We start from the raw sequence: 19,101 nt of genomic DNA on the forward strand, positions 1-19,101 counted from the left end.
GAAAGCAAAAAGAGAGCAGCTAATGGCTGTTCCGTAAAGGAATTTTCTGTTATAAAGGTGGACATACTTTGAACAGCTTGGACATAGAATGGTACAAGACTTGCTCAAAACCGGAGGAATCCAAATGTTTAAAAAAAAGCAACACATTCACGCGGACCACAGCCATTTCTTGAATAAGGCACGCGCATTTGTTTTGCCGCTGGTGGTTCTGCTTATTTTGTCATTGCCGCTTACGTTGCTGAGTCCACAGCCCGTTCGGGGAGCGATAAAAACAGAAGTAGCGCCGCCCGCAATAGGAACCCATGCACAGGCTGCTTCTTTAATTGATGTCACATCAGGAAGAATCATTTATTCTACCGAGGGTGACCGGGAGCTACGTATTGCCAGCCTGACCAAGATTATGACTGCAATCGTGGCCATTGAACATGGACGCTTGCAGGACCGGGTAAAGGTGAGTCCAACCGCGTATGCCAAAGAAGGGTCCTCGCTTTTTCTGCAAATGGGTGAACAAATGTCGCTGGAAAATATGCTGTACGGCTTAATGCTCCGTTCTGGTAATGATGCCGCTTCTGCCATTGCTGAGCATGTGGGGGGGACGGAAGAGGGATTTGTCCATTTGATGAATGACAAGGCGGTTCAGCTTGGGCTAAGCCACACACATTTTGCTAATCCTCACGGGCTGGATGCCGAGGGACATTATTCCTCAGCCAATGATATGGCCCGGCTTACTGCTTATGCGCTGCATAATCCAACTTTTGCCCGTATCGTAAAAACAGAACTGAAAAAAGCACCGAATCCCAACGATTCTTGGGACTACTCATGGCACAACAAAAACAAAATGCTGCGGCTGTATGAGGGAGCTGACGGAGTGAAAACAGGTTTTACCAAAAAAGCGTTTCGCTGTCTGGTTAGCTCTGCCACACGGGACGGCCGCCAGCTCGCTGCCGTTACCTTGAATGACGGGGACGATTGGAACGATCATGCACGTATGCTTGATTACGGATTCCGATATTATCCGCTCATTCCGATTACGGACAAGCAGCAACCTATCGATGGTTACCCACTATTAACAGGTACAAGCTTTGCCTATCCTTTACATGAAGGTGAGAAGACCCAGTTGCACAAAAGGCTGGTGTTGTATAAAAATTCTGCTTCTGCAGACAGAGCGGACGTATCTTTTGGCTTACGAGGGCGTGTCGAATTCCTATTGGAAGGTAAACTTATCGGTTCTGTTCCTGTGTATGAAAAAGGTAGTAAGCTGCCTACTCAAAGTACCGTACAGCCACAGCAAGAGGCTCCAACTGCACAAGATCCTGCAAACAATACTCAGCAACAAGGTTGGACGAGCAAATGGAACGAAATCCTAAAAAATTTGTTTGGAGCCTAGGGCAAACGGGAAATTAGAGCTGGGACGTGTCACATCATTGGGAAAAGGAGGAATCAGCCATGATTCATCTCATATGGGTGGCTTTGATTTGTATTGGATTTGTATTTGCTGCCGCGCAGGGAAATATTGAGGTGGTGACGAAAGCAGCTTTTGACGGGGCAACTACGGGGGTTACAGTGTGCTTTGGACTGATAAGTGTGCTGGTGTTTTGGATGGGCATGATGAGGCTGGCTGAAGATGGTGGGCTCTTACAGAAAATATCCAAGCTGCTTTCTCCTTTGGTTGCCTTTCTCTTCCCTGATGTTCCGCGTAATCATCCCGCTATGGGTTACATTTTGTCCAATATGAGCGCCAATCTGCTGGGCCTGGGGAATGCAGCCACACCGATGGGAATCAAGGCTATGCAAGAGTTGCAGACGCTCAATCCAGATAAGCAAACCGCTACACCAGCCATGTGTACGCTGCTCGCCCTGAATACAGCCAGTATTACGCTTATTCCTACGACGTTGATCGCGATACGGCTTAATTTTCATTCCGCACATCCGGCAGAAATCGTCGGTACGACACTGGTAGCGACCGCAATAGCCACCTTTGCTGCAATTGCGGCGGACCGTTGGTACCGTAGTCGAGAATTGCGCCGCCGTCCTCCAGCGATTCCGCCGTCCCAGACATCCTTGGCATCACTCACCTCATCAGCACCAACATCTACTGCCTCTTCAACGACGCTGTCCGTATCTTCACCTGCTGTTCCGCGAACGGGAATCACGGCTGCCAAGGGCAGGGACACCACTTGGAAAGGATGAGGGAGGCATGCTTAATTTTATAAACCTCGTATCGACTTGGGCCATTCCGGTTATTCTCGCTTTTATTCCTTTATATGCATATGCTAAAAAGGTACCTGTCTACGATTCTTTTGTGGATGGAGCCAAAGACGGCTTTTCTACCGCCATCAGCATTATTCCTCATCTCGTAGGCATGATGGTGGCGATTAGCATTTTTCGAGCATCCGGCGCTTTAGACTATTTGATCTCTTGGGTAACCCCATGGATTAAACACTGGGGTGTACCCGGTGAGGTACTACCTTTAGGCTTGCTTCGTCCATTGACGGGCACCGGTTCACTTGCGTTCACGACGGATCTAATTCGCACTTATGGCCCGGATTCCATGATCGGTCGGATCGCCTCAACGATTCAGGGCAGCACAGACACGACGCTATATGTGCTAACTGTATATTTTGGTGCGGTAGGTATCCGCAATGGACGGTATGCTTTGAAGGTAGGACTATTTTCAGATGTGGTTGGTTTTGTGGCAGCCATTGCCATTTGCCTGCTTGTATTTTAATTTCTGCATCGTTTTTTGAACGGGGGTTGTGATTTTGCTCATGGATGGGTATCATTAGCATGAGGTGAATTAGCGAACATGGAAAGATTGCAGAAAATATTGGCCCAAGCTGGTGTAGCTTCCAGACGTAAATGTGAAGAGCTTATTCAGGCGGGCAGCGTGGAAGTGAACGGGGTTGTCGTAACTGAACTGGGAACGAAGGCAGACCCTGATCAAGATATGATTACGGTAAAGGGACGCCCGATCAAAACCGAGAAAAAAATCTATCTGATGATGAACAAACCTAAAGGAGTCATTACGAGTGCTTCCGATCCGGAAGGCCGTAAAATCGTGTCAGACTATCTGAAAGGCGTTAAGGAACGCGTATATCCGGTAGGGCGTCTCGATTACGACACCGAAGGACTGCTGTTGCTTACCAATGATGGCGAGTTCGCCAATCTGCTCACCCATCCCAAGCATCATGTGCCCAAGACATATGTGGCAACTGTCAAAGGCGTTCCGCATGGTACTGAGCTGGACAAGCTGAAAAAAGGAATCGTGCTGGAAGATGGCATTACTGCACCAGCCGAGGTAGAATATAAAGATGTAGATCCGAATGGTAAGGAGTCTGTGATCCAGATTACCATTTATGAAGGTAGAAATCGCCAGGTAAGACGGATGTTTGAGGCCATTTCACACCCGGTCATCAGACTCAAGCGGATTGCCTTCGGTGATCTTTTGCTACAAAACTTGAAGCGCGGTCTGACCAGACCTTTAACCAAGGACGAAATCAACCGTCTCATTCAACTTGCCAAATCAGACAACACGAAAAAGAAACGGACAGGACGGGGGTCATAACCCCGGCCTTTTTGGTGTAAAGAGACTGTTGGATGAGAGTAAAGTTTGACCAAGCACGGGAAAATAGTAAAATAGAGAGAATGGTTTTTTTAGCGAAGGGGCTGGGAATATGTCAGAACAAAGCAACCGCATATTAATTGTAGATGATGAAGAACGCATTCGCCGCCTTCTGCGGATGTATCTGGAAAAAGAAGGATATGCAATTGACGAAGCTGAGGATGGTGAGATTGCCCTCCAAAAAGCGACTGCAAGCGATTACAGCATTATTTTACTCGATGTAATGCTTCCAGGGATGGATGGGATTGAGGTGTGTACACGGCTACGTCAGACTAAATCTACACCTGTAATTATGCTGACTGCCAAAGGTGAGGAAGTGAACCGTGTACAAGGCTTTGAAGTCGGAGCCGATGATTATGTGGTTAAGCCCTTTAGCCCGCGAGAAGTCATTTACCGGGTGAAGGCGATTTTACGCCGTTCGTCTGAAACTGCCTTTTTAACGAAAGAGGCGGTACCAAGCAATAGTATTGTTTTTCCGAATCTTATCATTGAGCATGATGCGCACCGGGTAACTGCGGGCGGGATTGAAATCAGTCTCACGCCTAAAGAGTACGAGCTGTTGCACTATTTGGCGGTGTCGCCAGATAAAGTCTTCTCGCGCGAAGAACTGCTGAAAGACGTTTGGAATTACGAATTTTTTGGTGATCTGCGTACTGTGGATACGCATGTGAAACGGCTTCGTGAAAAGTTGAATAAAGTATCGCCAGAGGCAGCGGCTATGATTACGACCGTGTGGGGCGTAGGTTATAAGCTGGAGGTTCCAAAATAACGTGAACTTCTGGAGATCGCTGGTAGGCAAGCTGTGGATCACCATCATTTGTCTTGTAGGCTCTGTGCTTATTTTTCTTGGGCTTTTTTTATTGCCGTACATCAACAGAAATTTTGCGGCGTATGAATCGACGGAAATTAAGCATTTGTTCACCTATACATGCATTGTCGGATTTTTATTGACGACCTTTTTTGCCTTATTCCTTTTTACTAAAATCACACAGCCTATGCAGCTGTTGATTCAGGCGGCGAATGCGATTCGTGAGGGAAGGTATGATACTCGGCTTTCGCTGGTGACCAGTGACGAAATTGGAGAACTGGCGAAAACTTTTAATCATATGTCTACGGAACTGGAAGCAACGATCCGCAGTCTGAATGAGGAGAAAAACCATTTATCCAGCGTACTGCGAAGCATGTCTGATGCCGTAATCACCTTCGACAGAAGCGGACAAATCATCTTGACGAATCCGCCGGCACAAAGTCTGTTGGATATCTGGAAAAAGCTGGAGTGGCAGGAGCGTGATCTGGAGGAGTTTGGAGCTTCTGTACCTGAGCCTTTGCAGTCTCTGTTCCATACTGTTATGGACAGGGGAGAGGATGTCGGAGACTATATCCATGTCAAGAAGGGCTCCTGGTCGGTGCAGATGGCGCCTCTGTATACGGATAATGCAATCCGCGGTGCAGTAGCTGTGCTTAGAGATATTACGGAAGAAGTGAAGCTGGAGAAGATGCGGAGCGATTTTGTGGCCAACGTATCTCATGAAATCCGTACACCTTTATCTATGATGCAGGGCTACAGTGAGGCGTTGCTGGATGGCATGGCGGGTTCCCCTGAAGAATCCGAGGAGCTGGTACAGGTCATCCATGATGAATCATTACGCATGGGAAGGTTAGTCAAGGATCTGCTTGATCTGGCCCGAATGGAGGCTGGTCATACAGACATGCACCGACAGGAAGTGGATGTGAATGAGCTGATCGAGCGTGTTCACCGTAAATTTACGGTACGTTCAAAGGAACAGGGACTGACACTCGATTACCATGAGCAAGGCCAACGTTTACTGCTGCCTGAGGCAGATGAAGACCGACTGGAGCAGGTATTGACCAACTTGCTGGATAATGCATTCAGACATACACCCGGCGGGAAAAAGGTTACTATTGCGGCGGATCGAATTTTGGGAGAACGGCATGAGTTAATCCGTATTCGGATTAAGGATGAAGGTGTAGGCATTGCCAGCGAGGATCTACCTTATATTTTCGACCGCTTCTACAAGGCAGATAAGGCCAGAGTACGTGGTGAGGATAAAGGGACTGGTTTGGGGCTTGCTATTGTCAAGAACATTGTAGAGGCTCACGGAGGCTCTGTCTCAGCTGCCAGCGTATTGGGAGAAGGGACGGAATTTACTATTTTGCTGCCGATCTCCAACAAAACAAAGCTGGGTCTGTAACAGAATTATAAGCCCCAGCTGATATACCCCGGTTTGCAGGCATCCTCGGAAGAGGGTGCTTTTTGTTGAAAAATCAACATTTATCTTGTTCAACGTGGAACATCCTGTTTCATGCATGATGATTGCTTTCATGACAGATAACGGTATAAGAGAAAAAGACGCCTGGGTAGCCAGGCGCCTCTCTTTATTATAAAACCATGGACTTCTCAATATTGTCTGGAACTAATTTAACACTACTTCTTGGGCAGTATTTAGTTCTGGCAAACCAACGAGTTGAATCAGCACGTCTTTTGGCACGGCTTTATCGACGGTCAGGATCATGATGGCTTCACCGCCGACAATTTTACGCCCTACTTGCATGGAAGCGATATTGACGCCGTTCTCGCCAAGCAAGGTGCCAACACGGCCAATAATGCCTGGTTTATCATTGTGGGAGATGAGTAGGAAATGAGCTTCCGGTGCCACATCTACCGGGAACTGGTTCAACCGAACAATACGTTCGCCATAGCCTGCCAGCAGGGTGCCAGATACACGTTGTTCTTCGCCGCTCTGCGTCTTGAGTGTAACGGTAATCAGGTTGGTAAAACCCTTGGTTGCGGGCGCCTGAGATACGACAAGATGGATGTCACGTGTTTTGGCCAGATGTACAGAGTTTACAATGTTCACATCGCTGCCCAGATGACGGCTAAGAACACCTTTCAAAATATACCGTGTCAGCGGCTGTGTATCCACAGAGGACAAATCGCCAGCGTAATCTACCTGAATTTCACGTACAGCCTGATTCGTGATCTGAGCGGCAAAGCTGCCCAGCTTTTCTCCAAGCGAGAAATATGGCTGCAATTGCGTCATGACGTTGGATGGTACTGGAGGCATGTTGACCGCATTTTTAAAAGGCTCATCACGCAAAATATGCAGCACTTGCTCGGACACATCGATAGCTACATTCTCCTGAGCTTCGACAGTCGAGGCACCCAGATGTGGTGTGACGATAATTTTCGGATGACTCAGGAATGGGTGATCCTGTGCTGGCGGCTCTGACTCGAATACGTCAAAGGCTGCACCGGCAACGATACCTTCATCAATGGCTTCAACAAGAGCCATTTCATCGATAACTCCGCCCCGGGCACAGTTGATGATGCGCATTCCTTTTTTCATCACTTCAAACTGTGGACGAGCAATCATATGTTTCGTTTCTGGTGTTAATGGTGTGTGTACGGTCATAAAATCTGCGTTGCGGATAATTTCGTCCACGCTCGCCAGCTTAATGCCCAGCTTCTCAGCGCGTTCTTCCGTTAGAAATGGATCATAGCCGAGGATGCTCATGCCAAATGCTTTAGCACGTTTAGCCACCTCACTGCCGATACGTCCCATGCCGAGGACTCCAAGTGTTTTGTTACGCAGTTCGACACCGAGGAATGTTTTACGATCCCATGTACCGCCAATGGTTTTGGCATATGCTTGTGGAATATGACGTGCTAGAGCCATCATCATCGCAAAAGTGTGCTCACAAGTCGTAATCGTGTTGCCGTCAGGAGCGTTAATAACGATAATCCCTCGTTGTGTTGCTGCTTCGAGGTCGATGTTGTCCACTCCGACCCCAGCTCGCCCTACAACCTTGAGGTTCTTACCTGCCGTCATGATGCGTTCGGTTACCCGAGTTTGGCTTCGAACGAGTAATGCGTCATAGTCACCAATAATTTGAACCAATTCATCCTCGCTGAGACCTGTGTTCTTGTCCACCGTGACATCGTCTGCATCCATCAGTTGCTGGATGCCCAGGTCACTGATCGGATCGGATACTAACACTTTAAACATTTGGTTTCCTCCTCAAAGTTAACTTCTTTTATGGACAGGATGTACTTCAAACTGAAATACATTCCATAAAGAACATGAAAAAACTTGAAATGCTTCTAAAAGTACAGGAGAGCGGTGTAAAATACTAGTGTGATAACGCATTGACGCAGAAAAGGGATAAAATAGTATTATGCACCAAACTGACGATCAAAAGTCTTACGCGGAGGCGCTTTGCGGTTTTCGGGCATCAAAAAAACCCCCGAATCACATACTATCTCCATAGTAAGGGACGAGAGTTATCGTGGTACCACCCTAATTCGCAGCCATTTCGCAATGGACTGCCTTCAGCGGTCATAAAATGACCGAAAGGATAACGGTTTTCTGCCGATTGCATCTAATGCCGGGAAGTATTCCACAGACCTCGGTGCAATAACTCAGGAGCGCTGAAAGTAGTTATTTCGTCACCGGCTTCCACCCAAGCACCGGTTCTCTGAGGACGAAATCAATACCTTTTCTCCATCATTGTTGTTGTCGCTAATAATTTTTTCATAATGTATCATGGCTTACATGGGCATGTCAATAGGACATGCGACATGTGTGGATAGCCGTCTAGATATATAGCTACAGAATGCGGAAAATTAAGATTTAAGTCTTCTTGAATCCGCCCGACTTTTTGGCTATGATGCTAAAGAAGACTATGCAGAGGACTAACTAACTATGAAAAAGCTTAAAGTGAAATGGAAAAGAGCGCAAATTCATGAATTGAACGACCGCTTGCTGCTTTACAATTTGTATCTAACTCAGGGGCTGACCCTGCTGATTGGCGCAATCTGGATATTTTTTCAGAAAAGAAATGTGTTAGAACTATTTGCATTGCCGAACACTCTGCACGTCTTATGGTGGGGATTGGGTTTGGCCGCCGCTATGTTACTTGTGGATCTGTTGCTGTCCCGGATTATGCCTGAGGATGCTATGGATGACGGTGGTATTAACCAAATGCTGTTTCAAAATCGTCCGGTGTGGCATATTATTTGTATAGCAGCTATCGTCTCTATCTGTGAGGAATTCTTGTTCAGAGGTGCAATTCAGTACAGCTTTGGTCCTTATTGGACAAGCATTTTGTTTGCGGTGATTCATATCCGGTATTTACGGCATTGGATTCCCACTGGCTGGGTTTTTCTTAGCAGTTATGGATTGGGCTACATATATGTGCAGACCGGTAGTCTGTGGGCACCGATCATTTGTCATTTTGTGATTGACCTTATATCTGGCTTAGCGTTACGTTTTCGGAGGTATGAAGAATGAATCAGGAACTTAGCAGAGTGCAGACCTATGGTAGCCGTCGAAATGGTCGCAAAGGCAAGGAGGAGGACAGGTCAAAATCTAAACCAGTTCGCTCCCGTGCTTCACGGCCCGTGCCAGAATTGGCTCACGTTGCCGCTGTACCAGAAGTTGCTGTGACGATGGAGGATGATACTCCTGCCAGTGAGTACCGAACGCGGGCAGAAATGTTTCCGTCCCGCCGTATTCGGGTAAGCAAGTGGTTTTTAAATTTTTTGAGTACTCTTTTTGTGCTGATTACTGCAGCGTTACTGTGGTGGGGCATCAAGGGTGCACCACCCATCAGTGAAATGCTTTGGTAAAGGCGCAAAATGATACGGTAAAAAGGCCTCCGTCTCCGCATGAATAGCGGAGAGTGGAGGCCTTTATTGCATCATCTACAGTTAAGACTGAGTATACGCAAGTCTCTATTTGCTGGCAGGAACCTCAATGCTTTGAGGATCAACAAATTGGTAACCCTTTTGCTCGAGGCGTGTCAATAGACTGTCCAGAGCCTCAGCTGTCCATGGCAGTTCATGCATCAAAATATTGCTGCCTGGATGAAGTTGTTCCGTTACGTTTTTGAGAAGTGCCTCCGTTTTATTAGGCTGATTCTTTTTCATTGTCCAGTCCAGAGAACCGACGGACCATGTCATGTATAGGAGACCGTTTTCCTTAGCGACCTTGCGACCTACGTCTCCGCCGGCACCATGAGGGGGACGGAAGAATACGGGGGCTTGACCTGTAATGTCCTTAACAACTTTTTGTACCGATTCAATCTGTTTTTTGACCTCAGGCTCAGATTTATTCTTCAGCACGATGTGATCCCAGCTATGGTTGCCGATGGGCTGTCCACGGTCATGGATAAGCTTAAGCAACTCAGGATGCTCTTTTACACGGTAACCGTTTACGAAGAAAATCGCTTTCGCTTTGTGTTTATCGAGTACATCTATGATTTTGTTGATCATGGCTGCTTCCTTAGGACCATCATCAAAGGTCAGTAACACGACTTTTTTTTCGGTACCTTGTTGGTTAGGGATTACATTGTAGGCTTTGTTCAAGTGATACATTTTGTTATTGGTAGTTGCCGATGTCGCAGCTCCTATTTCGTTGCTTTCGATGGTTTTATCATTTTGTGCATTGGTTTTACCCGCTGAATTATGATCATCACTGCCTGCTTGCTTACTGCTGCTTTTTGGGGAAGAGACGCTGCTCTGATCTTTGGCGCTGTTACTTGAGTCAGACGCTACCGAATCCTGCTGGTTGCTTGTTGCCGCAGATTCCGGCTTGTTTGCAGTGCAAGCACTAAGCAGCAGACATGCTGTGAACAAAATGGCTGCTGTTTTTGTACCCATTATTTCATCTCACCTTCCTGTATTTTATACCGTATGAGTTTGTCATTACTGACGAACACTATGCTTGATTCTACCACAAAGGGAGGTTCTAATTGTGAAAACATCTTCATTTTTCCTGGGAATCGTCTTGGGCGCTGTCGCAAGCTCTTTGATCTCCCGCAACCGCAACATGTTGGGCTTATCCATGGATATGGGTGGAAAAAAAAGCGGCAATTTAGTGCAGAAAGCCCGTACTAAAATGATGGACGCGGCATTCCCCGGAATGGGCGAGATAACACTCAATAAAGAAGACACCCATAAGGATCAAGACCATCATTCACTAACAGATAAAACCGCTCATAACGCCCATACCGCCAAGAACAAAGAAGAGAATATGAAGTTGATTAAAGACTTCATCAGCACAAGTCCCGATGTTAAACGTGAGGTCGAGCAAATTTTGAAAGAAACTCATACAGCCGTACCGGGATTGTAACCCAGAAACCTTTATTCCGAATCATTTTGCGGCTTTTTTATAAAAGCCGTTCAAATGATTCTTTTTTTTATCTTTTTATTGCGTGCATTTACGATTATAAAATGATAACATGATTACATAGAACCATTTTCATCACAGGCATCATAATTGCATCATAATCTGTTAATAACACTCGGCTGCCAGGAGGAGGGTCCAGTATGAAAATAGAAAGATTAAGTCAGGACAAGATACGGATTTTCCTTACCTTTGACGATTTGAGCGAACGCGGTATTCAAAAAGACGATATGTGGCAAGAAATTCCAAGAGTTCATGAGCTGTTTACCGAAATGATGGATCAGGCGTACAGCGAACTGGGCTTCGACGCCACGGGACCGTTAGCTGTCGAAGTCTTTGCGCTTCCTGCTCAAGGAATGGTTGTTATCGTCACCCGGGGAAAATACGACCATCAACAGTATGGTTCGGGTCCCGATGAGGAGCTTCCAGAGGAAGTCTACGAAATGGAAGTCACGCTGGAGCATAGCGATTCCATCGTTTACGCGTTTAGCGATTTCGAAGTACTCATAGAAGCGGCTCATATGCTTCGTAGTAACACTACGGAAGCAGGTAAGCTGTATCATTATAGAGGAAAATGGATTCTGCACTTGGAACCAGAAGAAGTAGAGGAGTCCAAGCTTGCGGCTTTAATTGCGGTTCTTGCTGAATTTGGAGAAGGCTCATCCGTTACACCAGCTATGTTGGAAGAGTACGGCAAGCTGGTCATTCCTGAGCAGGCAGTTGCTGTCATCTGCACTCATTTTGACAGCCGTTCTTGATTCGTTTTATCGAAAGTGATATCGAAGTGAATTTGTCGGCTCTGCGCTAAAAGCAGGGCCGACTCATTTTTATGGAGGGATGATCGGTGCTTCTGTTTTCGGTTTTAGCGGCAGCCACAGCGCCGGGTCTCGCCTTATTGATGTATTTTTACTTGAAGGACAGGTATGATTCGGAGCCACTGCACATGGTTATTAAAGTGTTTTTGCTCGGTTTTTTGGTGGTTCTTCCTGTCATGATTTTTCAACGCGGGCTGCTGCTTTGGCTAGGGGATCACACGTTAATCCAGGTGTTCGGCATTTCAGCCGGAGTGGAAGAGTTTTTTAAATGGTTTCTGTTGTATCACATCATCTATAATCATACCGAGTTCGACGAGCCTTATGACGGTATTTTGTATGCGGCCGCAGTCTCACTCGGATTTGCAACAGTTGAAAATCTGTTATATGCGTGGGCGGGCCATGCTTCGATTAGCATGATGCTGATGAGATCATTACTACCGGTATCCGGTCATGCGATGTTTGGTGTAATGATGGGCTACTACATGGGGAAGGCCAAGTTTTCAGAGGGCTTGAGGAGCAAATACATGTTGCTGCTGTCATTGGTGCTTCCATGGTTCTGGCACGGAGTATACGATTTGATTTTAACGAAATTTTCGCATGACTGGATCTGGTTTATCATTCCACTTATGGCATTTCTATGGTATGGAGGAATGGCAAAGATCAGTCGAGCTAATAACCGTTCTCCTTTTCGTTTGTTAAAACGGGAAGAAAAGGTTAACATGTAACAAAATGGGGCACACTGATCTGACAAACCTGTTAGAGAAAGAGGTGTCTTTTTTTTGCGTATAAAAGTAAGAATTCATTGTAAAAGATGTGGGGAACGTTTTGTGCTGAGAGGACGTATAGAGCAAGGACAGATTCAGACCGGCTTTAAACGCTGCATTTGCGATAACTGTGAGTTTATTGTTGAAGTCATGGAAAACCATGCATAAGAGAGCATTCTTCTTGTCACACTATCGGTAGTGTACTTGAAGAAAGGAGACTCCCAATATGTATAAGCGACTTAGTGCCGTATTGTTCCCGGTGGTTACCCTGATGATGATAGGAGCATTTGTGTGGGGTTATCAGCAAAGCCAGATGAGAAAAGAGGTGTCTCTTCAGGCAAATAGCATGTCGATAAAAGCGGAAAATCAATACCAGCGTGCGTTTCACGATTTGTCGTTTCATATGGATCAGCTGCATTCTCAACTCGGTAACGCGGTTGCTGTCCATAATACTTCACACGCGATGCACCGCAAATGTTTGATGAACGTGTGGAGGATTGCAAGTGAGGCCCAAAATGAGGTTAATCAGTTGCCTCTGAATGTAATGCCTTTTAATCATGCCAAGGATTTACTGTCACATCTATCCGCGTTTTCGTATCAGACCGCTGTCCGTGATCTGGATCACGAGCCTTTAAACGAGAAAGAAATTTCGAACCTAAAAACGTTATATAACAATTCCAAAGAAATTTCGAAAAACATGCAGGAAGTGCAGCAAAAGGTCCTTAGCAAAAATTTGCGATGGATGGATGTAGATATGGCGGCAGGTTCGCAAACTGGTCCGAAGGACAACACCATTATTGATGGCTTTAAAACCGTGGACAAAAAGGTGGAAAACTACAAGGAGCTGGATTGGGGACCGTCTGTAGCCAGCATCTATGATAAACGCTCTGTGAAAAAATTGAGTCTCCCGGCAGTGAATGCAGAACAAATTAAACGAAATGCCGCTGAATTTACAGGAAAACCGGAAAGTCAGATCCGTGTGAACGAAAACGGTAAAGGAACGGAATGGGCATCTTATACAGCTACCCTGCTAAATAAGAAGCAACCCGTGGCCAGTATGGATTTTACGAAAAAAGGCGGCAAGCTTATTTCTTATCATGACATGAGAGCAGTAGGCCCTAAAAAAGCAACACGTAATGAAGCGATTCGCTATGCTAGTGAATACCTTGAACAAAAAGGTTACAAAGGAATGAAGCCAGTTGCGTATGATGAGAGCGGGAATTTAGCTAATATTACATTTGCGAGCCAACAAGGGGACGTGATTATCTATCCAGAAAAAATCACAGTCAGATCAGGCCTTGATAACGGACAAGTGATCGGTTTTCAATCCAGTGATTATGTGTATGAGCATAGTCATCTCCGCCGCATTCCGCAAGCGAAATTGAATTTGAATGCAGCACGAGCAAAATTGAATCCTGAATTTCGTGAAACTTACCACCGTAAAGCTTTAATTGAAAATGAACTTTCGAATGAAGTTCTATGTTATGAATTTGGTGGTAAAATCAATGGTTCCGTCTACCGGATATACATTAACGCCAATACGGGAATGGAAGAAACGATTGAAGAGGTTAAAGATTCAGATGAACCTCAGGTTACTGCAAGTAATGCGTAGTTGATTACATGAAAATGAATCAATAGTCACTCTAAACCTCCTTCGTGAAGGAGGTTTTTTGTGCTTTAGTCATAGATCGAACAAATATAATGCTTAATATAGGCACAAAGTCGTGGTATTATATACCTTAATTAGAGCTTTTAATGGACAAGGATGGTGGATCATTTGTTTCCCAAAATTAATGATGTGTTATACATACAAGTGGCTGGTAGTGACCATAAGGACGAGATTTTTGAATTTAAGTCTCGTATTGCAGAAGAGGAGTCACAGAACTTCCTAATTGAAATTCCTATGTCACAAACAAGTGGGCATTTGAAAAAATTGTTTCTAGGGGAAGAACTGTCTATATTTTTTATGAGCGAGGGTGGGATTAAAAATTATTTTAATACCCACGTTACGGGTTTTAAAGAGGATGTTCTCCGGATGGTTCGTATCCACAAACCTGCTCCAGACAGCATCAGCAAAATTCAGCGCCGCAACTTTCTTCGGGTTAAGGCCAACTTGGAAATTGCAGTAAAGCATGGTGCGAACGAGTCCAGATTTGTAGCAGAGACACATGATGTAGGAGGCGGGGGTGTTTCTTTTCACACCCAGGGAACTCATCATCTTGAAGAAGGAGAATCATTGTCTTGCTGGATTTTAGTTCCATATAAAAACGGTACTCAGGAGCATGTTCCGTTCCAATCTGAAATTGTGCGCATTCAGCAGATGGAAAACGGTCGCAAACTCATTATGCTGAAATATGAGGAAATCGCTGATCAGGAGCGCCAAAAACTGATTAAATATTGCTTTGAAAGACAGCTGGAATTCCGGGGGAAATCTTAATCATCCGAAATTTTTCTTTTATAGTAAACCTGTCGCTTATTTTGCATCGCCTATAAATGTGTGGTATAATTTTCACGTCGCAGGCAATGCCTGCTTTTTTCTTGAGGTTAGGTTAGGAGGAATTCCCTGTTGGCAAGGCAACATGTATCTTCAAGTAACAAAATCAATGTAGCCATTGATGGACCTGCTGGTGCAGGGAAAAGTACAGTGGCCCGCCTGGTGGCGAAGGCACTTTCTTATGTATATGTAGATACCGGCGCCATGTACCGAGCTGCAACGTGGTACATGATGTGTAAGGAAATACCTGCAGAAAATGTACAAAAAGTGCTTCAACATGTACCTGAGCTGGTGATTGAATTAGTACCGGACCCCACAGGCCAAAAGGTTTATTGTAACGGGGAAGATGTAACCACTGTGATCCGTTCGATGGAAGTGACTAGCAACGTGTCACAGTATTCAAGTATTGCCGGTTTACGTACACGTTTGACTGAAAACCAGCGTGAAATGGCTGCGCGCAAGGGTGTCGTTATGGATGGTCGTGATATTGGAACAACTGTACTTCCCGATGCGGAAGTCAAGGTGTTCATGACCGCAAGTGTTCAGGAACGTGCCTCTCGCCGTTTTAAAGAACTGAGCGAAACTGATGATATCACTCTGGAGCAGCTAGAACGTGACATTGCGGCACGTGACAAGCTTGACGAGGAGAGGGAGGTATCCCCGCTTCGTTGCAGTGAGGACGCCATCGTGCTTGATACGACCCATATGGGCATTCAGGATGTCGTTGATACGATCGTATCTTATTGCTTAACGGAGAAGGATGGAGAGATCAGCCAATGATATATACTGTATGCGCCAGTATTTTGCGTCTTATTTACCGCGTTCTGTTTAGACTTGAGGCGGTAGGCAGGGAAAATGTTCCTGCCGAGGGCGGAGTGCTGTTGTGTTCTAATCATATTAGTAATCTTGACCCTCCTACAGTCGGTATTTTGCTGAAGCGAAAGGTTCACTTTATGGCAAAAGCCGAGCTGTTTAATGTTCCTGTACTGGGTCCACTAATTGGGAAACTGGGAGCTTTTCCAGTCAAACGCGGTGGTGTAAGTAAGGAATCCATTAAGCTGGCATTGAACATTTTGCGTGATGGTAAGGTTATGGGGATCTTTCCCGAAGGCTCCAGAGGAGCTGGGGGAATCGGTAAAAAGGGTGCTGCAAGCTTTGCGCTACGCAGTGGAGCGGCTGCCGTTCCGGTCGCCATTATTGGTGATTACAAGCTTTTCCGTAAAACGAAAGTGTTATACGGTAAACCTGTCAATTTGGACGCTTACCAAAAGGGTGCCGATATCGAAGGAGATCCGCTAGAACTTGCAACAGAAGCAATTATGTCTCGTATTCGCACGATGAAGGAAACGGGTAAGCCTACGAATAACTGAAAGGCTTGCATGAATTGTGTCTAAGCTCGGAAAACTAGAACAAAAGTTTATTTATGTTTTGAACTCTGCCATGCGCAGGTTTAAATAAATGGTTTTTTTTGAATTGAGGAGGGTATTGACATGTCGGAAGAAATTAAAAATCAAGAAGCTGCTGAAGCGGCAAATCAAGACGAGCTCGATCAAATCGTCTCCCTGAAAAAAGGTGACACCGTTAAGGGTACAATCGTGAAATTGGAAGATAACCAAGCGGTAGTAAGCATTGGATATAAATACGATGGAGTTATTCCAATTCGCGAGTTGTCTTCTGGTTTGGATAACGCAGAAGAAGCAGTACAAGTAGGCCAAGAGGTTGAAGCTAGAATTATCAGCATTGACGATGGCAAGGAAAAACTTGTTCTGTCCAAACGTGCAATCGACAGTGAAAATGCTTGGGAAAAGTTGGAGCAACTGTTCGAAAGCAAAGAAGTATTTGAAGTTGTTGTGAATGATGTCGTTAAAGGCGGCATCGTGGTAGACGTGGGTCTGCGCGGATTCATTCCTGCATCCATGGTAGAACGCCACTTCGTTGAAGATTTCAGTGATTACAAAGGCCGCACATTGCGTGTTGTTGTAAAAGAACTGGATCGTGAAAATAACAAAGTGATCCTTTCTCAAAAAGACGTTCTGGAAGCAGAATTCGAAGCCAACAAGCTTAAAGTAATGGCTGAGCTGAAAGAAGGCCAAGAAATCGTAGGTACGGTTCAACGTCTTACTCAGTTCGGTGCTTTCGTAGATGTTGGCGGCGTGGACGGTCTGGTTCACGTATCTGAAATTGCTTGGACTCATGTCGATAAGCCTTCTGATGCAGTTTCTGAAGGAGATCAAGTGAAAGTGAAAGTCTTGAAAGTAGATCCTGAAAAAGGGAAAATCAGCCTGAGCATGAAAGCTGCACAGCCTGGTCCTTGGGAATCGGCTGCTGGACAATTCAACAACAATGACATCGTAACAGGTGTTGTAAAACGTCTGGTTAACTTCGGTGCATTCGTTGAAATCGCTCCTGGCGTGGAAGGTTTGGTTCATATTTCCCAAATTTCCCACAAACACATTGGAACTCCACAAGAAGTTCTGGAAGAAGGACAAGAAGTGAAAGTTAAAATTCTTGAAATGAATCCTTCCGAAAAACGTGTTAGCCTGAGCATTAAAGAAACTGAGGAAGCTCCTGAAGCTGCTCCTAAAGCAGAAAGAGCACCACGTGCATCTCGTGCACCTCGTGAGGAACTGAATAATCCTAACGTTTCCCTCAATAATTCCGGTCTGAGCATTACGCTCGGCGAGCGTTTTGGCGATAAGCTGAACAAATTTAAATGAGTTTAAATCAATACATTTTATAATAAGCATAACGTACACCATCGGCGGACCCAGAGGGTTCGCCGATTGTTGTTACGTGACCATATCGCCAATAGGTATGTTTTTTGCTATGATGATAGCGGAAGAATTGACAGGAGGAGTGAATTTATGGCAAGACCCGTTGTGGCTATCGTTGGTCGTCCGAATGTGGGTAAGTCCACTATTTTTAATCGGATTATCGGGGATCGTTTGTCCATCGTGGAAGATAAACCCGGAATCACTCGTGACCGTATATACGGTATATCGGAGTGGAATGGTAAATCCTTCAGTATTATTGACACCGGCGGCATTGAGATTGATGGTGAGGATGTCATTTTAAAATCCATCCGTATGCAGGCCGAACTTGCAATAGAAGAAGCAGATGTAATTGTATTCATGAGTGATGCGAAAGCAGGAATTACACAGTCAGATGAAGAGGTAGCTCAAATGTTATATCGTTCGGGTAAACCGATCATCGTAGCTGTCAACAAGGTGGACAACCTCAGTCGCGCCGATCTGATTTATGAGTTTTATTCTTATGGATTTGGTGATCCAATTGCTGTTTCTGGTAGTCATGGAACAGGGATAGGCGACCTGCTAGATGCCATTACGTCCAATTTGCCTGAGCTGGAAGAAGATCACTATGATGAAGACGTTATTCGTGTTGCCTTGATCGGCCGCCCGAATGTAGGTAAATCTTCACTGGTTAACGCCATTCTGGGAGAAGAACGGGTTATCGTTAGTGACATTGCGGGCACGACGCGTGATGCAATTGATACACCTTTTGAAAAAGACGGTCAAAAGTATGTGCTGATTGATACGGCAGGTATGCGTAAACGTGGCAAAGTATATGAAACGACCGAAAAATATAGTGTAATGCGTGCCATGCGTGCCATTGAGCGTGCAGATGTTGTACTGGTCGTTATTAACGGCGAGGAAGGCATTATTGAGCAGGATAAGCACATTGCTGGCTATGCTTATGAAGCGGGTAAAGCGTCGCTGTTTGTCGTTAACAAATGGGATGTCGTGGACAAGGACGATAAAACGATGCACCAGTTTGAAACGAAAATTCGCGATCACTTTCTGTTTATGACATATGCTCCGATTGTGTTCTTGTCTGCAAAAACGAAGCAACGCCTGCAAAAGCTGCTTCCTGTTGTACAGCATGTGGCACAGCAGCATGTATTGCGTATTCAGACACATTTGCTGAATGATGTAATTTCCGACGCGGTTGCCATCAATCCCCCACCAACAGACAAGGGACGTCGTCTGCGTATTAACTATGTGACCCAGGTTGCTGTTAAGCCGCCTACGATGGTTGTATTCGTAAACGATCCAGAAATAATGCACTTCTCGTATGAGCGTTATCTGGAGAACAAAATTCGCGCCGCCTTCAATTTTGAAGGAACTCCAATTCGTATCTTTACACGGCGCAAGTCTGACGAAAGTTAGGAGCGAATAGG

General features: G+C 45.5%; 19 protein-coding genes and 1 other annotated feature. Of the genes, 17 read left to right on the top strand and 2 right to left on the bottom strand.

The window, feature by feature from the left end; genetic code table 11:
- Nucleotides 1-124 precede the first annotated feature (124 nt).
- The 6 genes from WA407_RS07030 to WA407_RS07055 all read left to right on the top strand — a co-directional run bounded on the left by WA407_RS07030 (nt 125) and on the right by WA407_RS07055 (nt 5,835).
- On the top strand, nt 125-1,387 hold the full coding sequence (locus tag WA407_RS07030) for a D-alanyl-D-alanine carboxypeptidase family protein (RefSeq protein WP_336077034.1): 1,263 nt from the start codon (nt 125-127) through the stop codon (nt 1,385-1,387).
- Nucleotides 1,388-1,446: 59 nt separating this feature from the next.
- On the top strand, nt 1,447-2,190 hold the full coding sequence (locus WA407_RS07035; RefSeq protein WP_235309575.1) for a nucleoside recognition domain-containing protein: 744 nt from the start codon (nt 1,447-1,449) through the stop codon (nt 2,188-2,190).
- A gap of 7 nt (nt 2,191-2,197) precedes the next feature.
- Nucleotides 2,198-2,728: a spore maturation protein gene (locus WA407_RS07040; protein ID WP_013310760.1), complete on the top strand. Its 531-nt coding sequence runs from the start codon at nt 2,198-2,200 to the stop codon at nt 2,726-2,728.
- A gap of 78 nt (nt 2,729-2,806) precedes the next feature.
- On the top strand, nt 2,807-3,565 hold the full coding sequence (locus WA407_RS07045; protein WP_023989197.1) for a pseudouridine synthase: 759 nt from the start codon (nt 2,807-2,809) through the stop codon (nt 3,563-3,565).
- 109 nt (nt 3,566-3,674) lie between these two features.
- Nucleotides 3,675-4,391: a response regulator transcription factor gene (locus tag WA407_RS07050; protein ID WP_039271023.1), complete on the top strand. Its 717-nt coding sequence runs from the start codon at nt 3,675-3,677 to the stop codon at nt 4,389-4,391.
- A 1-nt stretch (nt 4,392) separates the two neighbouring features.
- Complete coding sequence (locus tag WA407_RS07055; protein ID WP_071641423.1) at nt 4,393-5,835, top strand: ATP-binding protein; 1,443 nt, start codon at nt 4,393-4,395, stop codon at nt 5,833-5,835.
- A 222-nt stretch (nt 5,836-6,057) separates the two neighbouring features.
- Here the strand turns inward: WA407_RS07055 and serA are convergent, their stop codons facing one another.
- On the bottom strand, nt 6,058-7,650 hold the full coding sequence (gene serA / locus WA407_RS07060; protein WP_039271025.1) for a phosphoglycerate dehydrogenase: 1,593 nt from the start codon (nt 7,648-7,650) through the stop codon (nt 6,058-6,060).
- A 261-nt stretch (nt 7,651-7,911) separates the two neighbouring features.
- Nucleotides 7,912-8,161, bottom strand: a binding site (T-box leader).
- Nucleotides 8,162-8,346: 185 nt separating this feature from the next.
- Between serA and WA407_RS07065 the strand changes: the two genes are divergently transcribed.
- On the top strand, nt 8,347-8,934 hold the full coding sequence (locus WA407_RS07065) for a type II CAAX endopeptidase family protein (RefSeq protein ID WP_235309576.1): 588 nt from the start codon (nt 8,347-8,349) through the stop codon (nt 8,932-8,934).
- Entirely contained in the window at nt 8,931-9,272 is a 342-nt protein-coding gene (locus WA407_RS07070; protein WP_039271029.1) for a hypothetical protein, read from the top strand. The genes WA407_RS07065 and WA407_RS07070 overlap by 4 nt, the downstream gene beginning before the upstream one ends.
- Nucleotides 9,273-9,377: 105 nt before the next feature.
- On the opposite strand, the gene WA407_RS07075 is transcribed toward WA407_RS07070, so the two are convergent.
- The gene (locus WA407_RS07075; RefSeq protein ID WP_336077035.1) at nt 9,378-10,304 is read right to left on the bottom strand and encodes a polysaccharide deacetylase family protein; all 927 of its coding nucleotides are present in this window, start codon (nt 10,302-10,304) and stop codon (nt 9,378-9,380) included.
- Between the two features lie 94 nt (nt 10,305-10,398).
- Here WA407_RS07075 and WA407_RS07080 point away from each other — a divergent pair, with 94 nt between their 5' ends.
- The 9 genes from WA407_RS07080 to der all read left to right on the top strand — a co-directional run bounded on the left by WA407_RS07080 (nt 10,399) and on the right by der (nt 19,090).
- Nucleotides 10,399-10,776: a hypothetical protein gene (locus WA407_RS07080; protein ID WP_336077036.1), complete on the top strand. Its 378-nt coding sequence runs from the start codon at nt 10,399-10,401 to the stop codon at nt 10,774-10,776.
- A 197-nt stretch (nt 10,777-10,973) separates the two neighbouring features.
- Complete coding sequence (locus WA407_RS07085) at nt 10,974-11,588, top strand: genetic competence negative regulator (RefSeq protein ID WP_013310751.1); 615 nt, start codon at nt 10,974-10,976, stop codon at nt 11,586-11,588.
- Nucleotides 11,589-11,674: 86 nt separating this feature from the next.
- Complete coding sequence (gene prsW, locus WA407_RS07090; RefSeq protein ID WP_039271035.1) at nt 11,675-12,370, top strand: glutamic-type intramembrane protease PrsW; 696 nt, start codon at nt 11,675-11,677, stop codon at nt 12,368-12,370.
- Between the two features lie 265 nt (nt 12,371-12,635).
- On the top strand, nt 12,636-14,021 hold the full coding sequence (gene ypeB, locus WA407_RS07095) for a germination protein YpeB (protein WP_061829227.1): 1,386 nt from the start codon (nt 12,636-12,638) through the stop codon (nt 14,019-14,021).
- 165 nt (nt 14,022-14,186) lie between these two features.
- Nucleotides 14,187-14,846 carry a flagellar brake protein gene (locus WA407_RS07100; protein ID WP_235309578.1) on the top strand — a complete coding sequence of 220 codons (660 nt, stop codon included), beginning with the start codon at nt 14,187-14,189 and terminating at the stop codon, nt 14,844-14,846.
- Between the two features lie 129 nt (nt 14,847-14,975).
- Entirely contained in the window at nt 14,976-15,683 is a 708-nt protein-coding gene (cmk, locus tag WA407_RS07105) for a (d)CMP kinase (protein ID WP_023989187.1), read from the top strand.
- Nucleotides 15,680-16,273 (top strand): lysophospholipid acyltransferase family protein, encoded by a 594-nt coding sequence (locus tag WA407_RS07110; protein WP_013310746.1) that lies wholly within the window; start codon nt 15,680-15,682, stop codon nt 16,271-16,273. The genes cmk and WA407_RS07110 overlap by 4 nt, the downstream gene beginning before the upstream one ends.
- Nucleotides 16,274-16,393: 120 nt before the next feature.
- The gene (gene rpsA / locus WA407_RS07115) at nt 16,394-17,620 is read left to right on the top strand and encodes a 30S ribosomal protein S1 (RefSeq protein WP_013371699.1); all 1,227 of its coding nucleotides are present in this window, start codon (nt 16,394-16,396) and stop codon (nt 17,618-17,620) included.
- Nucleotides 17,621-17,767: 147 nt separating this feature from the next.
- Nucleotides 17,768-19,090 (top strand): ribosome biogenesis GTPase Der, encoded by a 1,323-nt coding sequence (der, locus tag WA407_RS07120; protein ID WP_013310744.1) that lies wholly within the window; start codon nt 17,768-17,770, stop codon nt 19,088-19,090.
- Nucleotides 19,091-19,101: the final 11 nt, after the last annotated feature.

Source organism: Paenibacillus sp. 203, assembly GCF_037027525.1.
In the GTDB taxonomy this organism is placed as follows: Bacteria; Bacillota; Bacilli; order Paenibacillales; family Paenibacillaceae; genus Paenibacillus; species Paenibacillus polymyxa_B.

Coding starts and splice junctions, on each gene's coding strand:
- WA407_RS07030 (WP_336077034.1), top strand. CDS start 125: ATGTTTAAAAAAAAGCAACACATTCACGCGGACCACAGCCATTTCTTG.
- WA407_RS07035 (WP_235309575.1), top strand. CDS start 1,447: ATGATTCATCTCATATGGGTGGCTTTGATTTGTATTGGATTTGTATTT.
- WA407_RS07040 (WP_013310760.1), top strand. CDS start 2,198: ATGCTTAATTTTATAAACCTCGTATCGACTTGGGCCATTCCGGTTATT.
- WA407_RS07045 (WP_023989197.1), top strand. CDS start 2,807: ATGGAAAGATTGCAGAAAATATTGGCCCAAGCTGGTGTAGCTTCCAGA.
- WA407_RS07050 (WP_039271023.1), top strand. CDS start 3,675: ATGTCAGAACAAAGCAACCGCATATTAATTGTAGATGATGAAGAACGC.
- serA (WP_039271025.1), bottom strand. CDS start 7,650: ATGTTTAAAGTGTTAGTATCCGATCCGATCAGTGACCTGGGCATCCAG.
- WA407_RS07065 (WP_235309576.1), top strand. CDS start 8,347: ATGAAAAAGCTTAAAGTGAAATGGAAAAGAGCGCAAATTCATGAATTG.
- WA407_RS07070 (WP_039271029.1), top strand. CDS start 8,931: ATGAATCAGGAACTTAGCAGAGTGCAGACCTATGGTAGCCGTCGAAAT.
- WA407_RS07075 (WP_336077035.1), bottom strand. CDS start 10,304: ATGGGTACAAAAACAGCAGCCATTTTGTTCACAGCATGTCTGCTGCTT.
- WA407_RS07085 (WP_013310751.1), top strand. CDS start 10,974: ATGAAAATAGAAAGATTAAGTCAGGACAAGATACGGATTTTCCTTACC.
- ypeB (WP_061829227.1), top strand. CDS start 12,636: ATGTATAAGCGACTTAGTGCCGTATTGTTCCCGGTGGTTACCCTGATG.
- WA407_RS07110 (WP_013310746.1), top strand. CDS start 15,680: ATGATATATACTGTATGCGCCAGTATTTTGCGTCTTATTTACCGCGTT.
- rpsA (WP_013371699.1), top strand. CDS start 16,394: ATGTCGGAAGAAATTAAAAATCAAGAAGCTGCTGAAGCGGCAAATCAA.
- der (WP_013310744.1), top strand. CDS start 17,768: ATGGCAAGACCCGTTGTGGCTATCGTTGGTCGTCCGAATGTGGGTAAG.